Below are 19160 nucleotides of genomic sequence, written 5' to 3'. Positions count from 1 at the left end.
GGAATAAAATTCTGCAAGACTTGCTATACCTTCATATTTATCTCCTGAAAAAATAGCTGCAATAGCACAAACCGAAATAAAAATACCCGTGGATGCAAGATATTTATTTTGTATATGTGTACGATTCTTTGCATAGAGAGCAATAAGAATCGCTACTAATAAAATAATGGGAAATATATAGCCTATCAAGCCAAAGAGCCCAAGGTCTACACTGCGAAAAACTCTTCCGAAACTTCCGCCCAGTCCCAAATTACTCACAAACAAAATTAAACAGATAATCAATGAAAATATGCTCACCATCTCAGCTTGAAATGGATTGATTCCCTTCTTTTTCTTTGACTGTTCTACTTTTCTTGTGCGTGTGGCATTCGCACTTTTACTCTTCTTTGAAGCTGTACGCTTGGTTGTCTTTTTTGTATTTTTCTTTGTCGCCACTGCTCTTTCCTCCTTATTGATTCGTCTATCTTTTAGTATACAAGACAAAAAAATAAAAAGCAAGACAGTTCATCAAGTGAACCATCTTGCTTACACTTTATTAGTCTCCTAAGACATTTCGAATTGCCGCAGGTTTTCTATAATTCCAATTTGAAATCTTGATACCACTTCTTCGGCTAGCTGCATTGACAATCTGACCATTTCCAATATAAATACCAACATGATTGATTGTTCCACTTCGATTTGCATAAAAGACCAAATCTCCTGGGCGAACATTCTCTGCAGATACTCGAGAACCCATACTTGCTTGTGCACCTGAATAGTGTGGAAGGTCTACACCAAAATGACTCATAACACCCATTGTAAAGCCAGAGCAATCTGCACCATTTGTCAGGCTTGTTCCACCCCACACATATGGATTTCCTAGGTATTGAAGGGCATAGGAAACAACTTGAGATCTTCTTGAAGATCTCGAAGAGGACTTTGAAGAGGCATTTCCCTTGTTTCCATTCTTATTTCCATTGTCACTCGGTGCATTGGTACTATTATCATTGTCTACTGGAGTATTTTCCTCTGCCACTTCCTCAGGCGTAAATGGAATTGCCTCGTCGAGAGCATAGCGCACATCCACAAAATCAGTCGCAACAAAGGCATTATTGTCGTTCTCCAACTCAATCTCTACCCATCCATCTTGCTGTGCCACTACAGGATACTTTTGTGCATTAGTAATTTGTGTCCAAATATCTGCATCCGTGCTTGGAGCACTTCTGACATTGAGGATATCTGTATTCACTACAGCCACAAGTTGAGCTTGTTTAAGAGCCTCTTCATTTGCGGCATCTCCTGTAAGAATGTAATCTTTCTTTACATATCCTGTAATTCCACCAGATTGAATCTTATACCAATCTCCACTCTCTTCAAGAATATTCCCTGCGGCCTTACTTGGCAACTTTCCAACCACCTTGCCACCATCATCTGGTGTTTCGCGAATATTCAAATAATTTTGCACATTAGAAATCCCAAGACGATCATAGGCGTTGAGTATCATACTCTTTAAATCCAACTTCTGTGCCTCATTTAAGGAATACGCAATCGTTGCATACTGCTTGTTAATATAACCCGAAGTATAGCCAAGATCAATCTTTACCCAATCACCATCATCTTCTAAGACTTCGTAGCGCTCATTTTGCAATACGACTTCTACAGATTCTGCATCTGCACTTGGGGCACTTCTGACATTCAAACGATCCCCTGTAATCTGTGCTCTCTTCTTTACCAAGTCCTTTGCTGCTTGTTTTGCATCATCACCTGTGCGAATATACTCGCCTCGGACATATCCATCCACTTCCCCCGATGTGATATGAAGCCAGCCATCTTCTCTACTCTCTACAATATTACAAGCACTGCCATTGTAGAGTTTACCAATGACATCTGCATCATTTTTGGCATCCTTTCTCACATTGACAAATCCATCAACATTGGCAATGCCGAGATTACTATAGCCTGCAATAATGTTATCTTTTTCTGTATCTTCTTTTTTCTTTTCTTCGGCTGCCTGTGACTGCTCAGCAGACAGCGTTGTCTCTACAGGAACAACAATGGTTTCTTCTGCTGTCTCTGTGCTCTCTGTTGTCGCTACAGTTGTTGCAAGTGCTGCCTTTGGTGCATTAGCTCCGGAAGCAACTACCTTTGTTCTTCCAAATGTCACCAATACAGCGGCGATTGCAATAGCCCCCGCTGCAGTCACAGCCTTTTTTGCACGGGGTGAATTTGAAAGTAACTCCTTAAGTCTGTTCATAAATCCATATTCTCCATCTTAAACTAATTCTCTTTATTATATCCCCTCAATGAGAGATATTTCAAAATCAGTTCTACAGCCTGATCAAATGTTAAATCAGTTGTATTTACTGGCAAATCATATCTTGTCAGATCATTCCACGCTTCACCAGTATAATATCTGTAGAAATCACTGCGTTTTTTATTTATTCGCTGTACGCGCATCAAAGCTTCTCTGGTATCAACGCCATCCACTGCACACACATTTTGTACCTTTGCTGGTAAATCTGCATATACATAAAGACGAATAAAATCTGAAAATCCAGACGACTCCAACACAAAATCGGAACAGCGTCCAATGAATATACAAGATTGCTCCTTTGCTAGTTCGCGAATAACTTCCGACTGGAAACGGAATAAATTATCTGGAGAAGTCAACTTATCTCCCAGAGAAGGGCGATCCATTGCATCCCTCAATCCGCCAACAATTCTATGCAAAATATGATTTCCAGGTCTTTCGTCATTCACTCTAAAATACTCTTCAGCCACTGCTGCATGCTCAGAAGAAATCTTAATAATATCATCATCATAATATGGAATATCTAAAATTTCAGATAACTTCTGTCCAATTTGTTTTCCACCACTTCCATACTCACGGTTAATTGTCAGAATAAGCTTTTTTTTCATCATATCATCTCCTTTCGCCAATGATACCATAGAATGGTGCTTTGCACAAGAGTTACATAATTATTACACAAATATTACACACTTTTCTTTTGCAATATCTTTTCATATACAGTATAATGGAATTCCCATCTCATAGTAGAAAAATAATAAACGAAAGGAATATTCTATGAAGAATAATCATAAACATCGGAGATATGCTCATTATACAGGTGAGAATGTCCATGCGGTTCAGATGATTTTTTATAAAGCAACTTACATCTTAGAGTTGTTAATCTCTCTCCTTGTCATCATCGGCATTGGTATTGAGTTAACCCACCTCCCATCGATGTACAGCAATATTGCTCATGGAAATAAAGAGCTGACCGATTTTTTCCGTGAAATGTTCAATATTATCATTGGTATTGAGTTAGTTAAGATGCTCTGTCGCCACGACCTAGATTCTGTTGTTGAAGTTTTACTCTTTGCAGTGGGACGTTATATGATTATCGAGCATTTACCAATTCATGGAACCTTAATTGGTGTGATTACCATCGCCATCTTATTCATTATTCGAAAGTTCTTATTTGTTTCCGCTCTAGATAAGGACAAAGATGATGAAGATGAAAACGAAGATGACGGAGAAAGTATTAACGAATAAATAACTTTGGCACCGTAACTAAAAATAGTGAAAATTCAGAAGTTGTATTCTTAGATTAGTTTTATGGTTTTTCAACCAAAGGTTCTACGGTTAACCTCATCCACCATACCTCATGCTATTTCGATATAACACCAATACAATAGCACTTATTGGTATCGCTTCTAAATTGATAACCATACAGGGAAATGCGGACTTGTCTTGCAGTTCTACATCTGTCTATGGTTATTTTTTCTTAGACTTTATCTCTAAAGCCTTGTCCACGTCGTGCAATAACAAATGAAGCTCCGACATGAGTATTTAGCTTCATTTGCGGACAGTATTTATTTTTAGCAATCCAACTTGTCCATGCGGGATTGACTTTATTGAGATAAACATTGTTGCGATAAGTAATGGATTCCATTGTTTCAACGAACTGACGGTAAGCTAACGAGTGTATCATTTCATTATACTTCTTACCATGCTTGGATTCTGTTTTAGCTTTCGTACGCTTAAAATTAAGGTCCTCAATCGTCACATCTTTGCCAGTAGTTAAAGCAAGTTTAACAATATCGTTGGCGATAGCTTGTAAGTCAGACTTTGTAGCCTGTCCTTGTTGAAACCTGTATGGTAAGAATTGGTTTTGAATCATGTGTCCAAACGCATTCGTTTCGGTTAAGGTCACAAACCCCTTATTAAAATCAAGACCAATGACACCATGAGTGCTGCGAGTCATTATATCAGTATCCTCTTGTTGGATTTCAAAGGTGCAATAGAGATAGTATCGTCCATAACGCTTGATAATCTTATACGAAAGAGGACTATTCTTTTGTTCTAAAATGGAAATAATCTCTTGTTTATGATGATTAAAATATACTTTCCCAAAAGCGTATTTATCATTCCCTTGAGTCGTCTTGAAACCACCAAAGTCCTTACGGAGCTTAATATTGAACTGGTTATTCAGTTTGTTATAGTTCAACTGTAAGAGTTGATTACCAGAGGTTTCCGTTTTTGTTCCAACAAATGACATCTGATTATCACGATGTTCAATGAACCCGGCGTAATCTTTATTTAATAAGTTTTTCGTACCAAAACAAATTTTGACTTGACCTGATTCTAGTTGGTAATCGAGATTACTTAGCTTCTGTTTCATACGATTGAGCTTGTTTTTCTTAGCAACCAGCTTTCGTTTGAGATTACGATGTTTGGTTAGATTGACAAACAAACCAGCTCGTAACATCGCACAGTTATCGTCACGTTGTTTTTGTAATTGAGGGATAACTTTTGTCTCAAAATAATCAATCTTATGTTCAAGAACCTGTTTTTCGTGTCGTTTCAACTCAATTAAAGCACTCAATCGTCCTTGTGCATCAGATATAATAGAATTAGCAGTACGCTTAGTAATACTGTATTGATTTTGTAAATATGTGTTATAAGCTGACTTATTAAAATTGTCTGTATGCTTAATGTGTTGAAAGGTTTTTCTCATAGCGTGAGCGTAAGTCGCACGAGAATTTTCAACATATTCAATAATTTGAGAATTGTTCTTATCGTGTAGTTGAGTTACAACTGTAAACTTACGTTTTTGCATGAATGAGTGCCTTTCTATTCCATAATATCGTCTAAATTAAGATGATCAGCTAGTTTTACCTTTTGATTATCTTTACCTACAAGAGTTAGATAATGTTCTAAGAACAAACGTTCAACTTGTTCTTTCCTTAACCATTCCTCTAGTTCCTTTAGCGTCATTTCTTTATGATTTTGGGTCATTGCTTTGTCCTTTCTTATTTTCCTGTTTACCTTTTGACCGCATACCATAGAGCTTGCCTGAAAACGATGCGATAAGTGACATCATATCGTTCATAAACTCCTGTTCGACAGACATTGTTTCCGTTTGTTGTTTGACAATAACGATTTCGACACCTTTAGCATTAAACATGGTTTCGAGATAATTAAAACCGAAACGAGTTAAACGGTCACGATAGGTTACAAATACACGATTTACTTCATCATTCATAACCATTTTAAGTAACTGTTGTAATTTCTTACGTTTATCATTCAAACCGGAACCAACTTCTGACAGTACAACTACATTTTGTAAGTTATCTGATTGGTCAATAAGAAACCGAATCTGCCTGTCTAAATCGCCATGAGACTTCTGGTCATGCGATGATACACGGGCGTAGATAACATCTCGTCGTTTGTCAGTTGCATCATCATATAAAAGATTATGTTCTCGTAACAATGTGATAGTGTCATCTTTAGTTAAGAATCGCCTATCGGATACAGGGTCACGTCTAAAATTGATTTTAGGAGTTTAGATATTCTCTTAACCTTGGTAAAATCTCATTTGTGTACTCCACAGCTTGTTGATATAAATCTTCAAGTTTTTGGCTGTTTTTTTCCAGTCGCTTCACAATCACAGGCTCCTGCGGACGAATGACAAAGATCTTTCCCTCCTTTTCAAGCCTTTCAATTTCTTCCTGCATACGATTGTATCGCTCAGGAACTTCTTCTAGTGCGGCAACAAAATTTGGAAGCGGTCCAAAATAACTAGCATAGACCTTTTTAGAAAGATTGGACAATGGCTTTTTTCTGTACCCTTTGTCTCTTGTCAACACCAAAACAACTTTTTGATAGCCCAGATCAAATGCCCTTTGATAAGCAATCGGCATAGAGACACCACCATCGAGGTATTTTTTCCCCTCCACAGTAACCATTTTTGAAAGTAGTGGAAGAGACGCTGAGGCCTCCACTGCCTTTACAATACTTGAACAGCTTTCCTTTTCAAAATATTCTGGTCTTCCATTCTTGCACCTTGTGGCAACAACTTCAAATTTTTGTTCACTCTCACGGAAAGCCTTCCAATCAAATACATCTATATTTTCTGAAATTTCATTAAACAAAAAATCAAAATTAAAAATCTTTCTTTTTCGAAACATCGTCATTTTACTGATATACCTTCTGTCATGGAGATAGGTCAGACTGATGCGCTTTGCTCTTCCTTTTTGTTTGCTGATATAATTCATTCCGTTCATTGCCCCTGCTGAAACACCATTGACATAGGACATATAAATTTCATTTTCCAGAAAAGTATCCAACACCCCTGCGGTAAACAATCCACGCAAGGATCCTCCCTCTAAGACTAATGCAGCTTTTTCTAATCTTTCCATCAATTTATTGCACTCCTTTTTATAAGATAATATCATAAAATAATATCACCTTGTCAGTTCTTATGCAATCTGTTAAAATACCAATATTAAAAAAATATTGAAAGGACTGTAACTATGGCTGAAAAATTGGCAAAGCACCTCGTTGGTGCAATGGGTGGATTGCTTGCACTCACTTATGGAAAACAACTCATCGTCTTTATTATTTCATTATTCCCAATTCTTGAATTGCGTGGAGGAATGATTGCAGCTTCCTTACTGGGACTTGATCCTGTTCAAAGCTACATCATCTGTATTATTGGAAATCTTATTCCTATTCCATTTATTCTCATCTTATTTAATCGCTTCTTTGAGTATTTGCGCAATTCAAAAATTGGTGTTCTCAATGCATTTGGAAATTGGCTGGACAAAAAAATCCAAAAAAATCGTTCCAAAATTGAAAGTGTAGGATTCTGGGGACTCGTTCTTTTTGTTGGCGTTCCACTTCCTGGAACTGGAGCTTGGACAGGATGTATGATTGCCGCTGCCTTAGAGATGGACAAAAAGAAGGCCTTTTTATCTGCACTTCTTGGCGTACTCATGGCAAGTGTGATTATGATGATCCTCTCTTTTGGTGTTATTGGAAAAGTTGTATAAGTTATAAAAAAGAGGGGACTATACCCCCCTTTTTTTATACAAACCCTATGACAATTCCGCCATCCCCCGCATAGATTGTCGAAACCCCCATGGCCTCTGTAATAAATATTTCTTTACAAATCCCCATTGCTTTAAAATGGTCAGCAACAAATTGTGCACGCTCTGGACAATTAACATGAGTGATACACAGAATCTTTTCGGGAAGATTTTCTCCCTCCTTTGTTGCAATCTCTGCCATCTTGGCCAATGCTCTATTCATTCCTCGGGCCTGATCAAGCTTAATAATCTTTCCCTCACTTGCCCCCATTATTGGCTTAATATTGAGTGCTGAGGCAAAAAAAGCAGAAAGCCCTGAAAGCCGTCCATTTTTTCTCAGTGTCTCCAATGATTCCAATACAAAATAGGTCTTCATTTGATTGCGCAGGTAAAAAATCTTCTCTTTTATTTGCTCAAATGAAAAATTCAATTTGCACATTCTCTCCAGAGCCACCACTAGGCGATATTGACCAGCAGCTGCAGAATTTGAAGGAATAATTAGAATCTTTTTGTGATCCACCCCATATTCCTCCTCATACAACTGCTTCCCTAAAACTGCACTTTGATAAGATCCACTTAGATGCTCTGATAAGGTCACTACAAAAATCATTTCTGCACTGCAATTCATTGCCAATTTAAATTCCTCAGGAGAGGGACAAGCCGTTTTTGCTCCAACACTGGAGGTACGCATTCGCCCAAGAAAATCTTTTTGATGAAACTGGGCATCATCTGCTATGTGATAATCCCCAATTTCTAGTTGCAATGGTATGGATTGAAAATGTAATCTATCCTCTAGTTGTTCTCTATTGAAGTCGCAACAACTATCTCCAATAATCTTATATTCCATTTCTCACCTCTTAGACGGTGTTTAGCTTCTCCATAAGTTCATTCGTTCTTTGAATAAACTTTTCCAATCTTTCTGGTGACAATGAGCCATGTCCAAGGCTGGCTAAATCATAGAGTTGTTCGCTCAATAGTGCGAAGTTTTCGCCCTCTGTGTTCTCTACAAGTTGCTTCACTAATGGATGACTTACATTGAGCACAAGGGTTCGTCCACCATTATCAAACATTGCACTATTCATTCCTGGCATTGCATATTGCTTCATCATATCCTGCATTCTTCTTGATTCCTCAGATAAAGTAATCATTGATGCAATAGAATTGTTTTGCAATGTTTGAATCTCCACATTGAGCTTCTCATCCCCAATTTCGTCTTTGACCTTCTTGGCCACTTCATCGTATTTCTTTTTTGTCTCTTCGTCACTGTCTTCCTGCTTTAGTGCGGCCTGAATATCTGCATCAATTCTCAAAAACTTTAGTCCCTTATTTTTGTATTCCAATTGTCCAATAAAGGCCGAGTCAATGACATCAGAAAGAATCACAGCATTCTTTCCTGCCTCTTTAAACATTTTGATATACTGACTTTGCTCATTGACATCTGTCACATAGTATAATGTCTTTTCCTGTTCTTCACCACACAGATCACGAAGTGTTGTATACTTGTCGTCCAAGTCTTTAAAGAGAATTGAATCTTTCATTTTCTCCTCAAACTTCTCATCCTTTAAACAGCCAAACTTAATAAATGGAGACAAATCATCCCAGTACTTCTCATAACTTTCTCGATCGACTTTGCACATTCCTACCAGTTTATCAGCAACCTTTTTTGTGATATAGTCTGAAATTTTCTTGACAAAGCCATCATTTTGCAGTGCTGACCTCGAAACATTAAGTGGTAGATCTGGGCAATCAATAACTCCCTTTAAAAGCATCAAAAATTCTGGAATTACCTCCTTGATATTGTCTGCAATAAATACCTGTGTATTATAAAGTTTAATTGTGCCCTCAATGCTCTCATATTGGTTACCAATCTTAGGGAAATACAAAATTCCCTTTAGATGGAATGGATAATCCATATTTAAATGAATCCAAAACAGTGGCTCCTTGTAGTCATGAAATACTTTTTGATAAAACGCAATATAATCTTCTTTGCTGCACTCATTTGGATGACGATTCCAAAGTGGGTGAATGTCATTAATTGGTTTTGGTTCCTCTTTTTTTTCATTCTCTTTCTCTGGATTCTCTTCTACCTTTTCATCCAAATCCTTCAAAAAGATCTCCACAGGCATAAAGGAACAATACTTTTCAAGTACCTCTCGCACACGATATGCATTTGCAAATTCATGACTCTCATCATTTAAATAGAGTGTAATACTGGTTCCTCGCTCTGTTCGGTCACTCTCTCCCATCTCATATTCTGTTCCGCCATCAGAAGACCACTTTACGGCCTTTGCACCTTCCTTGTAAGAAAGAGTATCAATAGTCACCTTGTCTGCCACCATAAAGGCAGAATAAAATCCCAATCCAAAGTGACCAATAATCTGATCATCACTTGCTTTGTCTTTGTACTTTTCAATAAAGTCCTGTGCCCCTGAAAAAGCAATCTGATTGATATATTCATCAATTTCGTCTTCCGTCATACCAATACCATTATCTGTAATTGTGATTACCTTTTGACTTGGACTAATCTCCACCTGCACACTATACTTTTCATCTTCTGGTGCATTGAATTCCCCAATCAATGCCAATTTCTTTAGTTTTGTAATGGCATCGGTTGCATTTGATACCAACTCTCTAACAAAAATATCATGATCTGAATATAACCATTTCTTAATAATGGGAAATAAATTCTCACTATGAATAGACAAATTTCCTTTTTTCACTGTCTCTTCCTCCCTTTCTTAACTTACTATCTACTATTATAGTCAATAGAAAAGAAAAGTCAATTCATTTTTAGCACTCAATTATTTAGAGTGCTGATATATTTTGTAAGTTGTATACTAGTATTGTTTTTATATTCTACCATTCTCTTGAAGAACGCTGTTGATTCAACCACGCAACAGCTTCTAAAAGCCCCTGCTGAGAATACTCAAATAATTTATCTTCCTTCAATTCCTCTGCTGTCTTGTCGTAAGCAAAGGGTTCTGGCCAAATTGTAACTTTTAAATGTGCCTCTCCTCGCTTGTCCATTGGTGTAAAGTGAACATTTTCAAGTGGTTCCCTCGCAATACGATACCTCATTCCTGTGTCACTTCCTGTAAAACATTGCCCATATTCATAAAATCCAATTTGTAATACATCATAATTTTGAATCATTTTTCCTCCTAAAACACAAAAAGTGTGCGAAGGGCTTCCTTCGCACACTGACAAAATACTAAACAATTACACAGGGTATGACTTTGCCTTTGCCTTTTCTACATCTACCTTTGATTGCTGTGCCTCGCGGTACTTGAAGAAATCTTCTGCTACCTTAGGGAACAATGCATAAGAAAGCACATCTTCATCCTGCTGCTTCCACTGTGCACAAGCCTTTTCAAATCCTGGCAACTGTGGTGCAATATGATTTGCTGGTCTGTCCGTGATTGGCTTCTCATCACCAATAATCTTCTTTTGAATCTCTGCATTAAATGGTTTTACGGTCTGACCAAATTCGCCAAGAAGAATCTTCTTTGATTCTGTAGGAACCATCTTGTATCTTTCTCCAGAAAGTACATTCATTACGGCCTGCGTTCCAACAATCTGAGATGATGGTGTAACTAGTGGTGGTTCACCAAAATCCTTGCGAACTCTTGGAATTTCTTCCAATACCTCGCGGTACTTATCTTCCTTACCAGCATCCTTTAATTGCTTGATTAAGTTTGAAAGCATACCACCTGGTACCTGATAACGCAATGTATTGATATTGACACCCAAAACCTTAGGATTTAGCAGACCATCAGCCATAAACTTTTCCCTAATTGGTCTAAAGTAATCCGCAATTTCAGAAAGAAGATCAAGATCAAGACCGGTATCATATTCCGTTCCCTTAAATGTCTGTACCATAACCTCTGTGGCTGGTTGACTAGTTCCCATAGCGAATGGGGAAATCGCCGTGTCAATAATATTTGCACCATTTTCTACAGCCTTTAAGTAGGTCATTGAAGCCACACCCGATGTGTAATGAGTATGAACATCAATTGGAAGTGAGGTAGAAGAGCGAAGTGCCGATAACAACTCCTGTGCTGTATATGGCGTCAACAAGCCCGCCATATCTTTTACGCACAAAGATGTTGCCCCCATATCTTCAATTCTCTTTGCGATGTCCTTCCAATAGTCCAAAGTATAGGCATCTCCCAAAGTATAGCAAAGAGCAATTTGTGCATCAGCCTTTTCCTTCACTGTTGCCTTTACTGCTGTTTCCAAATTTCGAATGTCGTTTAAACAATCAAAAATACGGATGACATCTATTCCATTTGCCACAGATTTTTGTACAAAATATTCTACAACATCATCAGCATAGTGATTATAACCTAAAATATTTTGTCCTCTAAAGAGCATCTGTAATTTTGTATTTTTAAATCCATCTCTTAGCTTTCTCAATCTCTCCCATGGATCTTCATGTAAAAATCTCAAACAAGCGTCAAATGTTGCTCCACCCCAGCATTCCACTGCGTGGTAACCAACCTTATCCATCTTGTCAATAATTGGAAGCATCTGCTCTGTCGTCATTCTTGTCGCCACTAAAGATTGATGAGCATCTCGAAGAACGGTCTCAACAATCCCTAATTTCTTATCTGCCATTATAATCTCCTCTCTATTTCACACCAAAGATTGCCATAAATGTTCCAGCCGCAACCGCAGTACCGATAACACCAGCAACATTTGGTCCCATAGCATGCATCAAAAGGAAATTTGTAGGATCTGCCTCAGAACCAACCTTTTGTGATACTCTGGCCGCCATAGGCACAGCAGAAACACCTGCCGAGCCAATCAAAGGATTAACCTTTCCACCCGTTGCCTTACACAACAATTTTCCAAATACAACTCCTGCCCAAGTACCAAATGCAAAGGCAACCAATCCAAGAATAACAATTTTGATTGTTGTTACCTTCAAGAAAGCTTCTGCACTCGTCGTTGCACCAACAGATGTACCAAGTAAAATAACCACAATATACATCATTGCATTGGCTGCTGTCTCAGTAAGCTGTTTAACAACGCCACTCTCCTTAAAGAGGTTTCCAAGCATCAACATACCAACAAGTGGGGCTGTTGTCGGAAGAATTAAGCACACAACGATGGTAACAATAATTGGGAATAAGATTTTTTCAAGCTTTGATACTGGACGAAGCTGTCCCATCTTGATCTTTCTTTCCTCTTCTGTTGTAAACATCTTCATAATTGGTGGCTGAATAATTGGCACAAGAGCCATATAGGAATACGCAGCAACAGCAATTGGTCCTAAATATTCTGTCTGCTGCAATTTTCCTGCAAGAAAGATGGATGTAGGTCCATCGGCACCACCGATAATAGAAATTGCTGCTGCCGCCTTATCATTAAAGCCCATCAAAATAGCAATCAAATAGGCTGCATAAATACCAAACTGTGCAGCTGCACCGAGCAGAAAGCTCTTCGGATTGGCAATTAGAGGTCCAAAATCTGTCTGAGCACCAACACCCATAAAAATCAATGATGGCAAAATACTCCACTCATCGAGAATATAGAAATAGTGTAACAATCCACCCACACCGTTTTTTGAATTTTCTGGTGCAAGCATAATGTCTGGATAAATATTAACCAACAGCATACCAAACGCAATTGGAACAAGTAGTAGTGGTTCAAATCCCTTTGCGATTGCCAAGTATAAAAATACACAAGCAACCAAAATCATTAAGATATTTCCACCCGTCATACTCAAAAATGCGGTTTGCTGAAGGAGATTGCTTAGCGTATTAAAAATGTAATCCATTGTAATCCCTCCATAAGATGTTCAATCTTAGTTTAATGTAGCCAATACCTGACCAGTCTCAACAGCATCACCTGCCGCCACATTAATACTTGCAACTGTTCCATCTTCTGGTGCTACAATCTCATTTTCCATCTTCATTGCCTCAAGAACAAGTAAAACTTCGCCTCTCTTTACACTCTGTCCAACATTAGCCTTTACTGCAAGAATCTTTCCAGCCATTGGAGACTCCACCTTAATAGATCCTGCAGCACCTGTTGATGCCTTAACCTCTGCCTTAGGTGCAGCTTGAGTAGGCTTTGCAAGTGGTGTCACTGGAGAAGAAACTGAACTAGCTTCGCCCTCTTCTACTTGTACTTGATATGTGTTTCCATTTACTGTAATTGTATAATTCTTCATTGAGATTTTTCCTCCGATTACTATCTTCTCTTTTTGCTTACTCGCTTAATTGAGCGAACAACAAGACCATCTGTACTATTTCCTGTATAGGCAGCAATTGCTGCTGTAATTACAGCAACCAATTCTAGATCATCACTAAGCTCTGGCTCGTTTTCTTGTACAGGTGATTCAGTCGCAATCACCTCTTCTACTTGTTCAACCTTCACTTCTTTTGTAGCTTTTACCTTTGCTTCAAATACATTGATATACTTGAAAAGGCTGATCAACCAGGAAATAAAAATCAAGATTACAAACACAGTTCCCATTCCCATCAACAAGTTCATAAACGCCTTTTCCATCTTCTCCATAACGCTATAAACTGGATTGAATGATAAACTAGTCAATTCTAATTTTTTTGATAACCCAAGGCTGACGCTTGCGTTTCTCTTTTCTCCAGTCAATTTAAACTTGACATCGTATCCCTTGTTATCACCTTCCTTGATCTTTACATCTGCAGGATCTCCAGAAATTTTACCAATGATCTCCTTATTATCTACCCAGTTCTGCAGTGCAGTTCCAAATGCAACCTGTGTTGCATCATCACTATCTTCGTACTGCTTGATTGCACTTGTCAATGTATTATCATCGGCACTCTCTAGCTGTGACATCATTTGATTGACATAACTAGTAATCTGTGATTCCACACCTGCATCAATCTGTGTCTTCTTCTTGCTAGAGCAACCTGCAAGGCCGATAATTCCAAGCACCATCACTAGACAGAACAATACCTGTCTCATCTTTTGCTTCATTATGTCACCTCGTATTAAATCGTACCATGTTTCTTAGCTGGACGATCTTCTCTCTTTGTAAATAACATCTCAAATGCTGCAATCAATCTCTGACGAGTTTGTGCTGGATCAATAATATCATCCACATATCCTCTTCTCGCTGCGGAAATTGCAGAAGACTGCAACTCATTGTACTGATTTGTATATGCATTGATTGTTGCCACTTGATCATCAGACGCTTCAATTTCTTGTTCATAGATAATTCTTGCTGCTTCTCTCGCATCCATCATACCAATCTTTGCTTGTGGCCAAGCATATACCATATCTGCACCGATAGACTTTGAATTCATACTAAGATATGCACTGCCAAATGCGTCGCCGACAATGACACTTACTTTTGGTACAGTTGCATTTGCAAAAGCATAGGTCAATCTTGCTGCTGCCTTTGCCATATGCTTTTCTGTTCCCTTGGTCGCTGCATAGCCCTTGACATTAACTAAAGTGAGTACAGGAATTTGGAAGGCATCACAAAAATCAATGAACTCTGTTGCCTTTCTTGCTCCCTTTGCTGTGAGCGTCTTGTCACATTCTAAGGCCACATTTCCATCTTCATCAAAATATTTACTTGTGTTAGCCACACAACCAATAGTCTGACCATTGAGGCGAATAAATGCCGTGACCATCTCAGGTGCAAAATTCTTCTTCACACTAAAGAAGAAATTATTGTCTGAAATGTAGCTAAGTGCCAATGCGGCATCCTCAACACATCCTGCAATGTCCACTGCTCTATTGAGATCATCTGTGCACTCATCATAGGACATATCATCTTCATTATTTGCAGGAAGAACAGAAACCAGTGTCTTTATCTGCTCAATTACTTCATCTTCTGTACCTGTACCATCCACAAGTCCTGTAGTTTCTGATTGGTACTTTGCACTAGAAGTATCTAAAATATCAATGTGATTTCCATCCAAAGTATTTGGTGCACTCACAAACAAACTTGCCTTTTCTGACTCCATAAATGTAAAATCTGCAAGTGCTGTGCTCACCGCCATGCCACCACCACAGTTTCCAAAAACTGCCTGTATTTGTGGAATAACTCCACTGGCCATGGTCTGACTAAGATAAATTTTTCCAAATGCATCCAGTGCATCTGTCGCCTCTTGAAGACGCAAACCTGCACAGTCAATCAGACCAATAATTGGTGCTCCCATCTTCATTGCCTGGTCATAGATGTTGACGATTTTCTTTGCATGCATCTCACCCATCGATCCACCAAGGATAGAATTGTCTTGGCTGTATACATACACTAAACAGCCTCCAATTGTTCCGTAACCTGTGATTACGCCATCACCTGGGGTTTCTGTCTCAGCCATATTAAAGTCTGTGCTTCTTGCTGTTACATAGCTACCAACTTCAACAAAGCTGTTGTCATCGAGCAACTTTTCAATTCTGATTGCTGCTGACTTTTTTGTTGTTTGACTCATAGAGAACCTCCATCCTTAAAAATTGAATAGAATATTAACTTTTTCTATAACTATACTATTGTATAGACAAAGCCACTTTTATTTTATTCTATTTCCAAAAAAAACTCAACTCTATTTTGTTATGTTCTTAATTATATCTAAAAAAAGCGAGAAGTATACACTATACCTCTCGCTTTCTATAGTAAAAACTAGTTGTTGATTAACTTATCATCTTCGCTGTTCCAGCTATAAAGCTTACGGATCTCAGCACCAACCTGCTCTGATGGATGCTCAGAAGCAAGCTTTCTCATTGCCTTAAAGTGTACCTGACGACCTGCTGGTGACATATCAAGCAAGAACTCCTTAGCAAATGTACCATCTTGAATATCAGAAAGGATCTTCTTCATTGCCTTCTTTGTATCCTCTGTAACGATCTTTGGTCCTGTGATATAATCGCCATACTCAGCTGTATTAGAGATAGAATATCTCATTCCCTCAAATCCTGACTGATAGATCAAATCGACAATCAACTTCATCTCATGAATACACTCAAAGTAAGCATTTCTTGGATCATAACCAGCCTCGCAAAGAGTCTCAAATCCAGCCTGCATAAGTGCACAAACACCACCACAAAGAACAGCCTGCTCACCAAACAAATCTGTCTCTGTCTCTGTGCGGAATGTGGTCTCCAAAAGTCCTGCTCTTGCACCACCAATAGCTGCACCATAAGCAAGTGCAAGCTCAAGTGCCTTGCCTGTTGCATCCTGCTCTACAGCAACAAGACAAGGTGTTCCCTTACCTGCAAGATACTCTGAACGAACTGTGTGACCTGGTGCCTTAGGGGCAATCATTGTGATATCAACATCCTTTGGTGCCTTGATACAACCAAAGTGTACATTAAAGCCGTGTGCAAACATCAACATATTTCCTGCAACAAGATTTGGCTCAATATCCTTCTTGTACATATCAGCCTGAAGCTCATCATTGATCAAAATCATAATGATATCAGCCTTCTTTGCAGCCTCTGCTGCTGTAAACACTTCAAGGCCCTGTGCCTCAGCCTTTGCCCATGACTTGCTGCCCTCATAGAGACCAACAATAACATTACATCCACTTTCCTTTAAGTTTAATGCATGTGCATGACCTTGGCTACCATAACCAATAATCGCAATTGTCTTTCCCTCAAGCATTGATAAGTTACAATCTTCCTGATAGTAAATCTTAGACATAACTAGCCTCCTGTGAATAAATAAAATATATGTAAAAAACAAGTTGAAAACAACTGTTTTTCAACAACAAATTAGGATATACTTCGAATATCCTCTGAGCCTCTTGAAAGTCCAGTGAGACCTGTTCTTGCCAACTCAAGGATTTCATAGTCCTCCAGCAAATGAACAATCGCCTCTAACTTATCTCTATCTCCTGTCATCATAATGGTCAGTGATTCCCTCGCCACATCGACAATATTGGCTCTAAACATCGATGCCACTGCACTTATCGCTTGACGCTGTGCTGCATCCGCCTTCACCTTCACCATCATCAACTCGCGATAAACGCTCTGTCCTTCGGAGAGTACCTTAATATCTCGCACATCCTCAAGTTTTCCCAGCTGACTGGTAATTTGCTGCAAAGTCACTTCATCGCCCATGGAAACTACAGTCATTCTCGAATATCTTGGATCTTTGCTTTCACCAACCGTCAATGAATCGATATTGTAACCTCTTCTGGAAAAGAGTCCAGCTACTCGGCTCAACACACCTGCTGTATTATCAACAATTAAGGACAATACAATTCTCATATCATTACCTCCTAAAAACTTTACGTATAATTCTATCAATCTAATGTCGAAAAGTCAATGACAGATATTGCATAGAAGATATAAAAGTGCCTTATACTAAAATCGAATTATTTTCTTTTTGTAATAGGCAAGTCGCTCACTGCCATCAGATATGTGGATAATCCCACATTGTGTAAATCCAAGCTTTTTTAATAAATTTTGCATTGGTACATTGTCTCTATGTGTATCAATACGAAGGTTTCCACTCAAATTATAGGCCCAATCCAGGCAATAAGCTCCAATGCCATTGGTTCCCTTAAGAACAGCCAAACGATGTACCACTCCATAATCTGTCTCATCATCTGGCCACTGCCCATGGGTAATCTCTCTGTAATCTGGGTCAACCCCCTCACTGTAGACAAATACCGCCAATACTTTATCCTTTTCTACACAGACATAACTTCTTTCTTTTTCAATATCTTCATCTATCAAATCAATTGAAGGGTATCCACTATCTGCCCATTGATGTGGATTATTCTGCTCTATCATGAACTTTCTTGCCTGTGCATAAATTTCCATAATTTGTTCTCTATCTACGATGTCACTGAGTCGAATCTCCACCTGTTTTCTCCTTTATACTATTCATAATATTGAGTCCCTTTTCCTTAACTACAATGTCTCCAGCTAAACCATCGCGAACCACATCGTCTCCAATTTTTAAAACCTTCACATAATAGACATATAGATGCCCCTCGTCATCAAGGCGTGGCATATCCTTCCAAGTGTATTCTCTTGCATCTTTTGCAATGGTGACTGGATTTTTTACCCTAAAAATCTTCTTTTTTACAATTTCATCTCTTCCTTCATCTGTCCTTCTATGCAATTCAACTACCATAGGGAAGGCTTGCTTAAGCTCTGACTGCCAATGTACCCTTGCTGTAATGTTAATATTCTTTTTTGGATTTTCAGCCAAATGTACAGTTGTTGGGTTGGATTGATACTGCTCATCGCCATTAATAATGACCTTAGCTTCATCCGAATATGTTCCACTTTCAACCACATCCTCACTCTTTATTCTCATTGGCAAAATAATATCTAGATACCTTACATATCCTTCCTCTGCTTCATAAAACTTCCCTAAAAGTTCCAGTTGATCTGTCGAAAGTGTAAACTCATTCTTCTCTCCATCCCAGCGAATATCAAATAAATCACTGTCTAAAACCTCTCGCTTTGTCACACTATCGTTTTTCACATTGTAACGCATACTTTGTAACTGCATTTCATCCAATGCATCCAGATCCGGCTCCAAATGTTCGTCTATTTTATAGGTAACTTGTATACTAGAATATCCGTTAGTATGATTTGCTTCAAACTTCACACGAATTCGATCAAAAAAGCGCTCTGCATGATCATCCAACTCCAATGTATCTGTAGAAAGGCTAGTCACACTCAATCCAACTTCTTTTTTAACCTGCTCACTCTTTAATGATTCTTCAACTTTTGGCAGCGGTGCTTCCCCTACCTGCTTTTCTATTGGCGAAAATCGCAATACAATTGCAACCACAATGGCAAAAAAAATAGCAAACTTTCGCCCCCAATGCTTTATGCTCATCCCAAAC

20 protein-coding genes are annotated in these 19160 nt (G+C 38.5%); 2 read left to right on the top strand and 18 right to left on the bottom strand.

Going from position 1 to position 19160, the window contains the following annotated elements; translation table 11 throughout:
• Positions 1–535: 535 nt before the first annotated feature.
• Positions 536–2233 carry an SH3 domain-containing protein gene (locus J5A74_08500; protein ID QUI95413.1) on the bottom strand — a complete coding sequence of 566 codons (1698 nt, stop codon included), beginning with the start codon at positions 2231–2233 and terminating at the stop codon, positions 536–538.
• A 23-nt stretch (positions 2234–2256) separates the two neighbouring features.
• Complete coding sequence (locus J5A74_08495; GenBank protein QUI96869.1) at positions 2257–2898, bottom strand: cytidylate kinase-like family protein; 642 nt, start codon at positions 2896–2898, stop codon at positions 2257–2259.
• A gap of 166 nt (positions 2899–3064) precedes the next feature.
• Between J5A74_08495 and J5A74_08490 the strand changes: the two genes are divergently transcribed.
• Complete coding sequence (locus J5A74_08490; protein QUI95412.1) at positions 3065–3535, top strand: hypothetical protein; 471 nt, start codon at positions 3065–3067, stop codon at positions 3533–3535.
• A gap of 232 nt (positions 3536–3767) precedes the next feature.
• Here the strand turns inward: J5A74_08490 and J5A74_08485 are convergent, their stop codons facing one another.
• The 4 genes from J5A74_08485 to J5A74_08470 all read right to left on the bottom strand — a co-directional run bounded on the left by J5A74_08485 (position 3768) and on the right by J5A74_08470 (position 6684).
• A complete protein-coding gene (locus J5A74_08485) occupies positions 3768–5102 on the bottom strand; it encodes an IS200/IS605 family element transposase accessory protein TnpB (GenBank protein ID QUI95411.1) in 1335 nt (444 codons plus the stop codon).
• A 14-nt stretch (positions 5103–5116) separates the two neighbouring features.
• A complete protein-coding gene (locus tag J5A74_08480; GenBank protein ID QUI95410.1) occupies positions 5117–5281 on the bottom strand; it encodes a hypothetical protein in 165 nt (54 codons plus the stop codon).
• Positions 5265–5756 (bottom strand): IS607 family transposase, encoded by a 492-nt coding sequence (locus J5A74_08475; GenBank protein ID QUI95409.1) that lies wholly within the window; start codon positions 5754–5756, stop codon positions 5265–5267. Before J5A74_08475 ends, J5A74_08480 begins: the two co-directional genes overlap by 17 nt.
• 64 nt (positions 5757–5820) lie before the next feature.
• On the bottom strand, positions 5821–6684 hold the full coding sequence (locus tag J5A74_08470; protein QUI96868.1) for a patatin family protein: 864 nt from the start codon (positions 6682–6684) through the stop codon (positions 5821–5823).
• A gap of 114 nt (positions 6685–6798) precedes the next feature.
• Here J5A74_08470 and J5A74_08465 point away from each other — a divergent pair, with 114 nt between their 5' ends.
• Positions 6799–7317: a small multi-drug export protein gene (locus J5A74_08465; protein ID QUI95408.1), complete on the top strand. Its 519-nt coding sequence runs from the start codon at positions 6799–6801 to the stop codon at positions 7315–7317.
• Positions 7318–7351: 34 nt separating this feature from the next.
• Here the strand turns inward: J5A74_08465 and J5A74_08460 are convergent, their stop codons facing one another.
• The 12 genes from J5A74_08460 to J5A74_08405 all read right to left on the bottom strand — a co-directional run bounded on the left by J5A74_08460 (position 7352) and on the right by J5A74_08405 (position 19153).
• Positions 7352–8200 (bottom strand): DegV family protein, encoded by an 849-nt coding sequence (locus J5A74_08460; GenBank protein QUI95407.1) that lies wholly within the window; start codon positions 8198–8200, stop codon positions 7352–7354.
• A gap of 10 nt (positions 8201–8210) precedes the next feature.
• Complete coding sequence (htpG, locus tag J5A74_08455; protein ID QUI95406.1) at positions 8211–10073, bottom strand: molecular chaperone HtpG; 1863 nt, start codon at positions 10071–10073, stop codon at positions 8211–8213.
• Between the two features lie 136 nt (positions 10074–10209).
• Positions 10210–10506: a hypothetical protein gene (locus J5A74_08450; GenBank protein QUI95405.1), complete on the bottom strand. Its 297-nt coding sequence runs from the start codon at positions 10504–10506 to the stop codon at positions 10210–10212.
• A gap of 66 nt (positions 10507–10572) precedes the next feature.
• Positions 10573–11970, bottom strand: a complete 1398-nt coding sequence (locus J5A74_08445) for an oxaloacetate decarboxylase subunit alpha (GenBank protein ID QUI95404.1) — start codon at positions 11968–11970, stop codon at positions 10573–10575.
• A gap of 13 nt (positions 11971–11983) precedes the next feature.
• Complete coding sequence (locus J5A74_08440; GenBank protein QUI95403.1) at positions 11984–13135, bottom strand: sodium ion-translocating decarboxylase subunit beta; 1152 nt, start codon at positions 13133–13135, stop codon at positions 11984–11986.
• A 27-nt stretch (positions 13136–13162) separates the two neighbouring features.
• Positions 13163–13531: a biotin/lipoyl-binding protein gene (locus J5A74_08435; GenBank protein QUI95402.1), complete on the bottom strand. Its 369-nt coding sequence runs from the start codon at positions 13529–13531 to the stop codon at positions 13163–13165.
• Between the two features lie 20 nt (positions 13532–13551).
• Positions 13552–14307, bottom strand: coding sequence for an OadG family protein (locus tag J5A74_08430; GenBank protein ID QUI96867.1), 756 nt, complete (start codon positions 14305–14307; stop codon positions 13552–13554).
• Positions 14308–14333: 26 nt separating this feature from the next.
• On the bottom strand, positions 14334–15785 hold the full coding sequence (locus J5A74_08425) for a carboxyl transferase (protein ID QUI95401.1): 1452 nt from the start codon (positions 15783–15785) through the stop codon (positions 14334–14336).
• Between the two features lie 188 nt (positions 15786–15973).
• The gene (gene ilvC / locus J5A74_08420; GenBank protein QUI95400.1) at positions 15974–16993 is read right to left on the bottom strand and encodes a ketol-acid reductoisomerase; all 1020 of its coding nucleotides are present in this window, start codon (positions 16991–16993) and stop codon (positions 15974–15976) included.
• A 71-nt stretch (positions 16994–17064) separates the two neighbouring features.
• On the bottom strand, positions 17065–17562 hold the full coding sequence (gene ilvN, locus J5A74_08415; GenBank protein ID QUI95399.1) for an acetolactate synthase small subunit: 498 nt from the start codon (positions 17560–17562) through the stop codon (positions 17065–17067).
• A 96-nt stretch (positions 17563–17658) separates the two neighbouring features.
• The gene (locus J5A74_08410) at positions 17659–18120 is read right to left on the bottom strand and encodes a GNAT family N-acetyltransferase (GenBank protein QUI96866.1); all 462 of its coding nucleotides are present in this window, start codon (positions 18118–18120) and stop codon (positions 17659–17661) included.
• Positions 18121–18142: 22 nt separating this feature from the next.
• Positions 18143–19153: a hypothetical protein gene (locus tag J5A74_08405; protein ID QUI95398.1), complete on the bottom strand. Its 1011-nt coding sequence runs from the start codon at positions 19151–19153 to the stop codon at positions 18143–18145.
• Positions 19154–19160: the final 7 nt, after the last annotated feature.

The sequence above is a fragment of the Lachnospiraceae bacterium oral taxon 096 genome (assembly GCA_018141845.1).
GTDB lineage: Bacteria > Bacillota > Clostridia > Lachnospirales > Lachnospiraceae > F0428.
The sequence above is the reverse complement of the archived record's forward strand: the minus strand, read 5'-3'. Positions and strand labels throughout refer to the sequence as shown.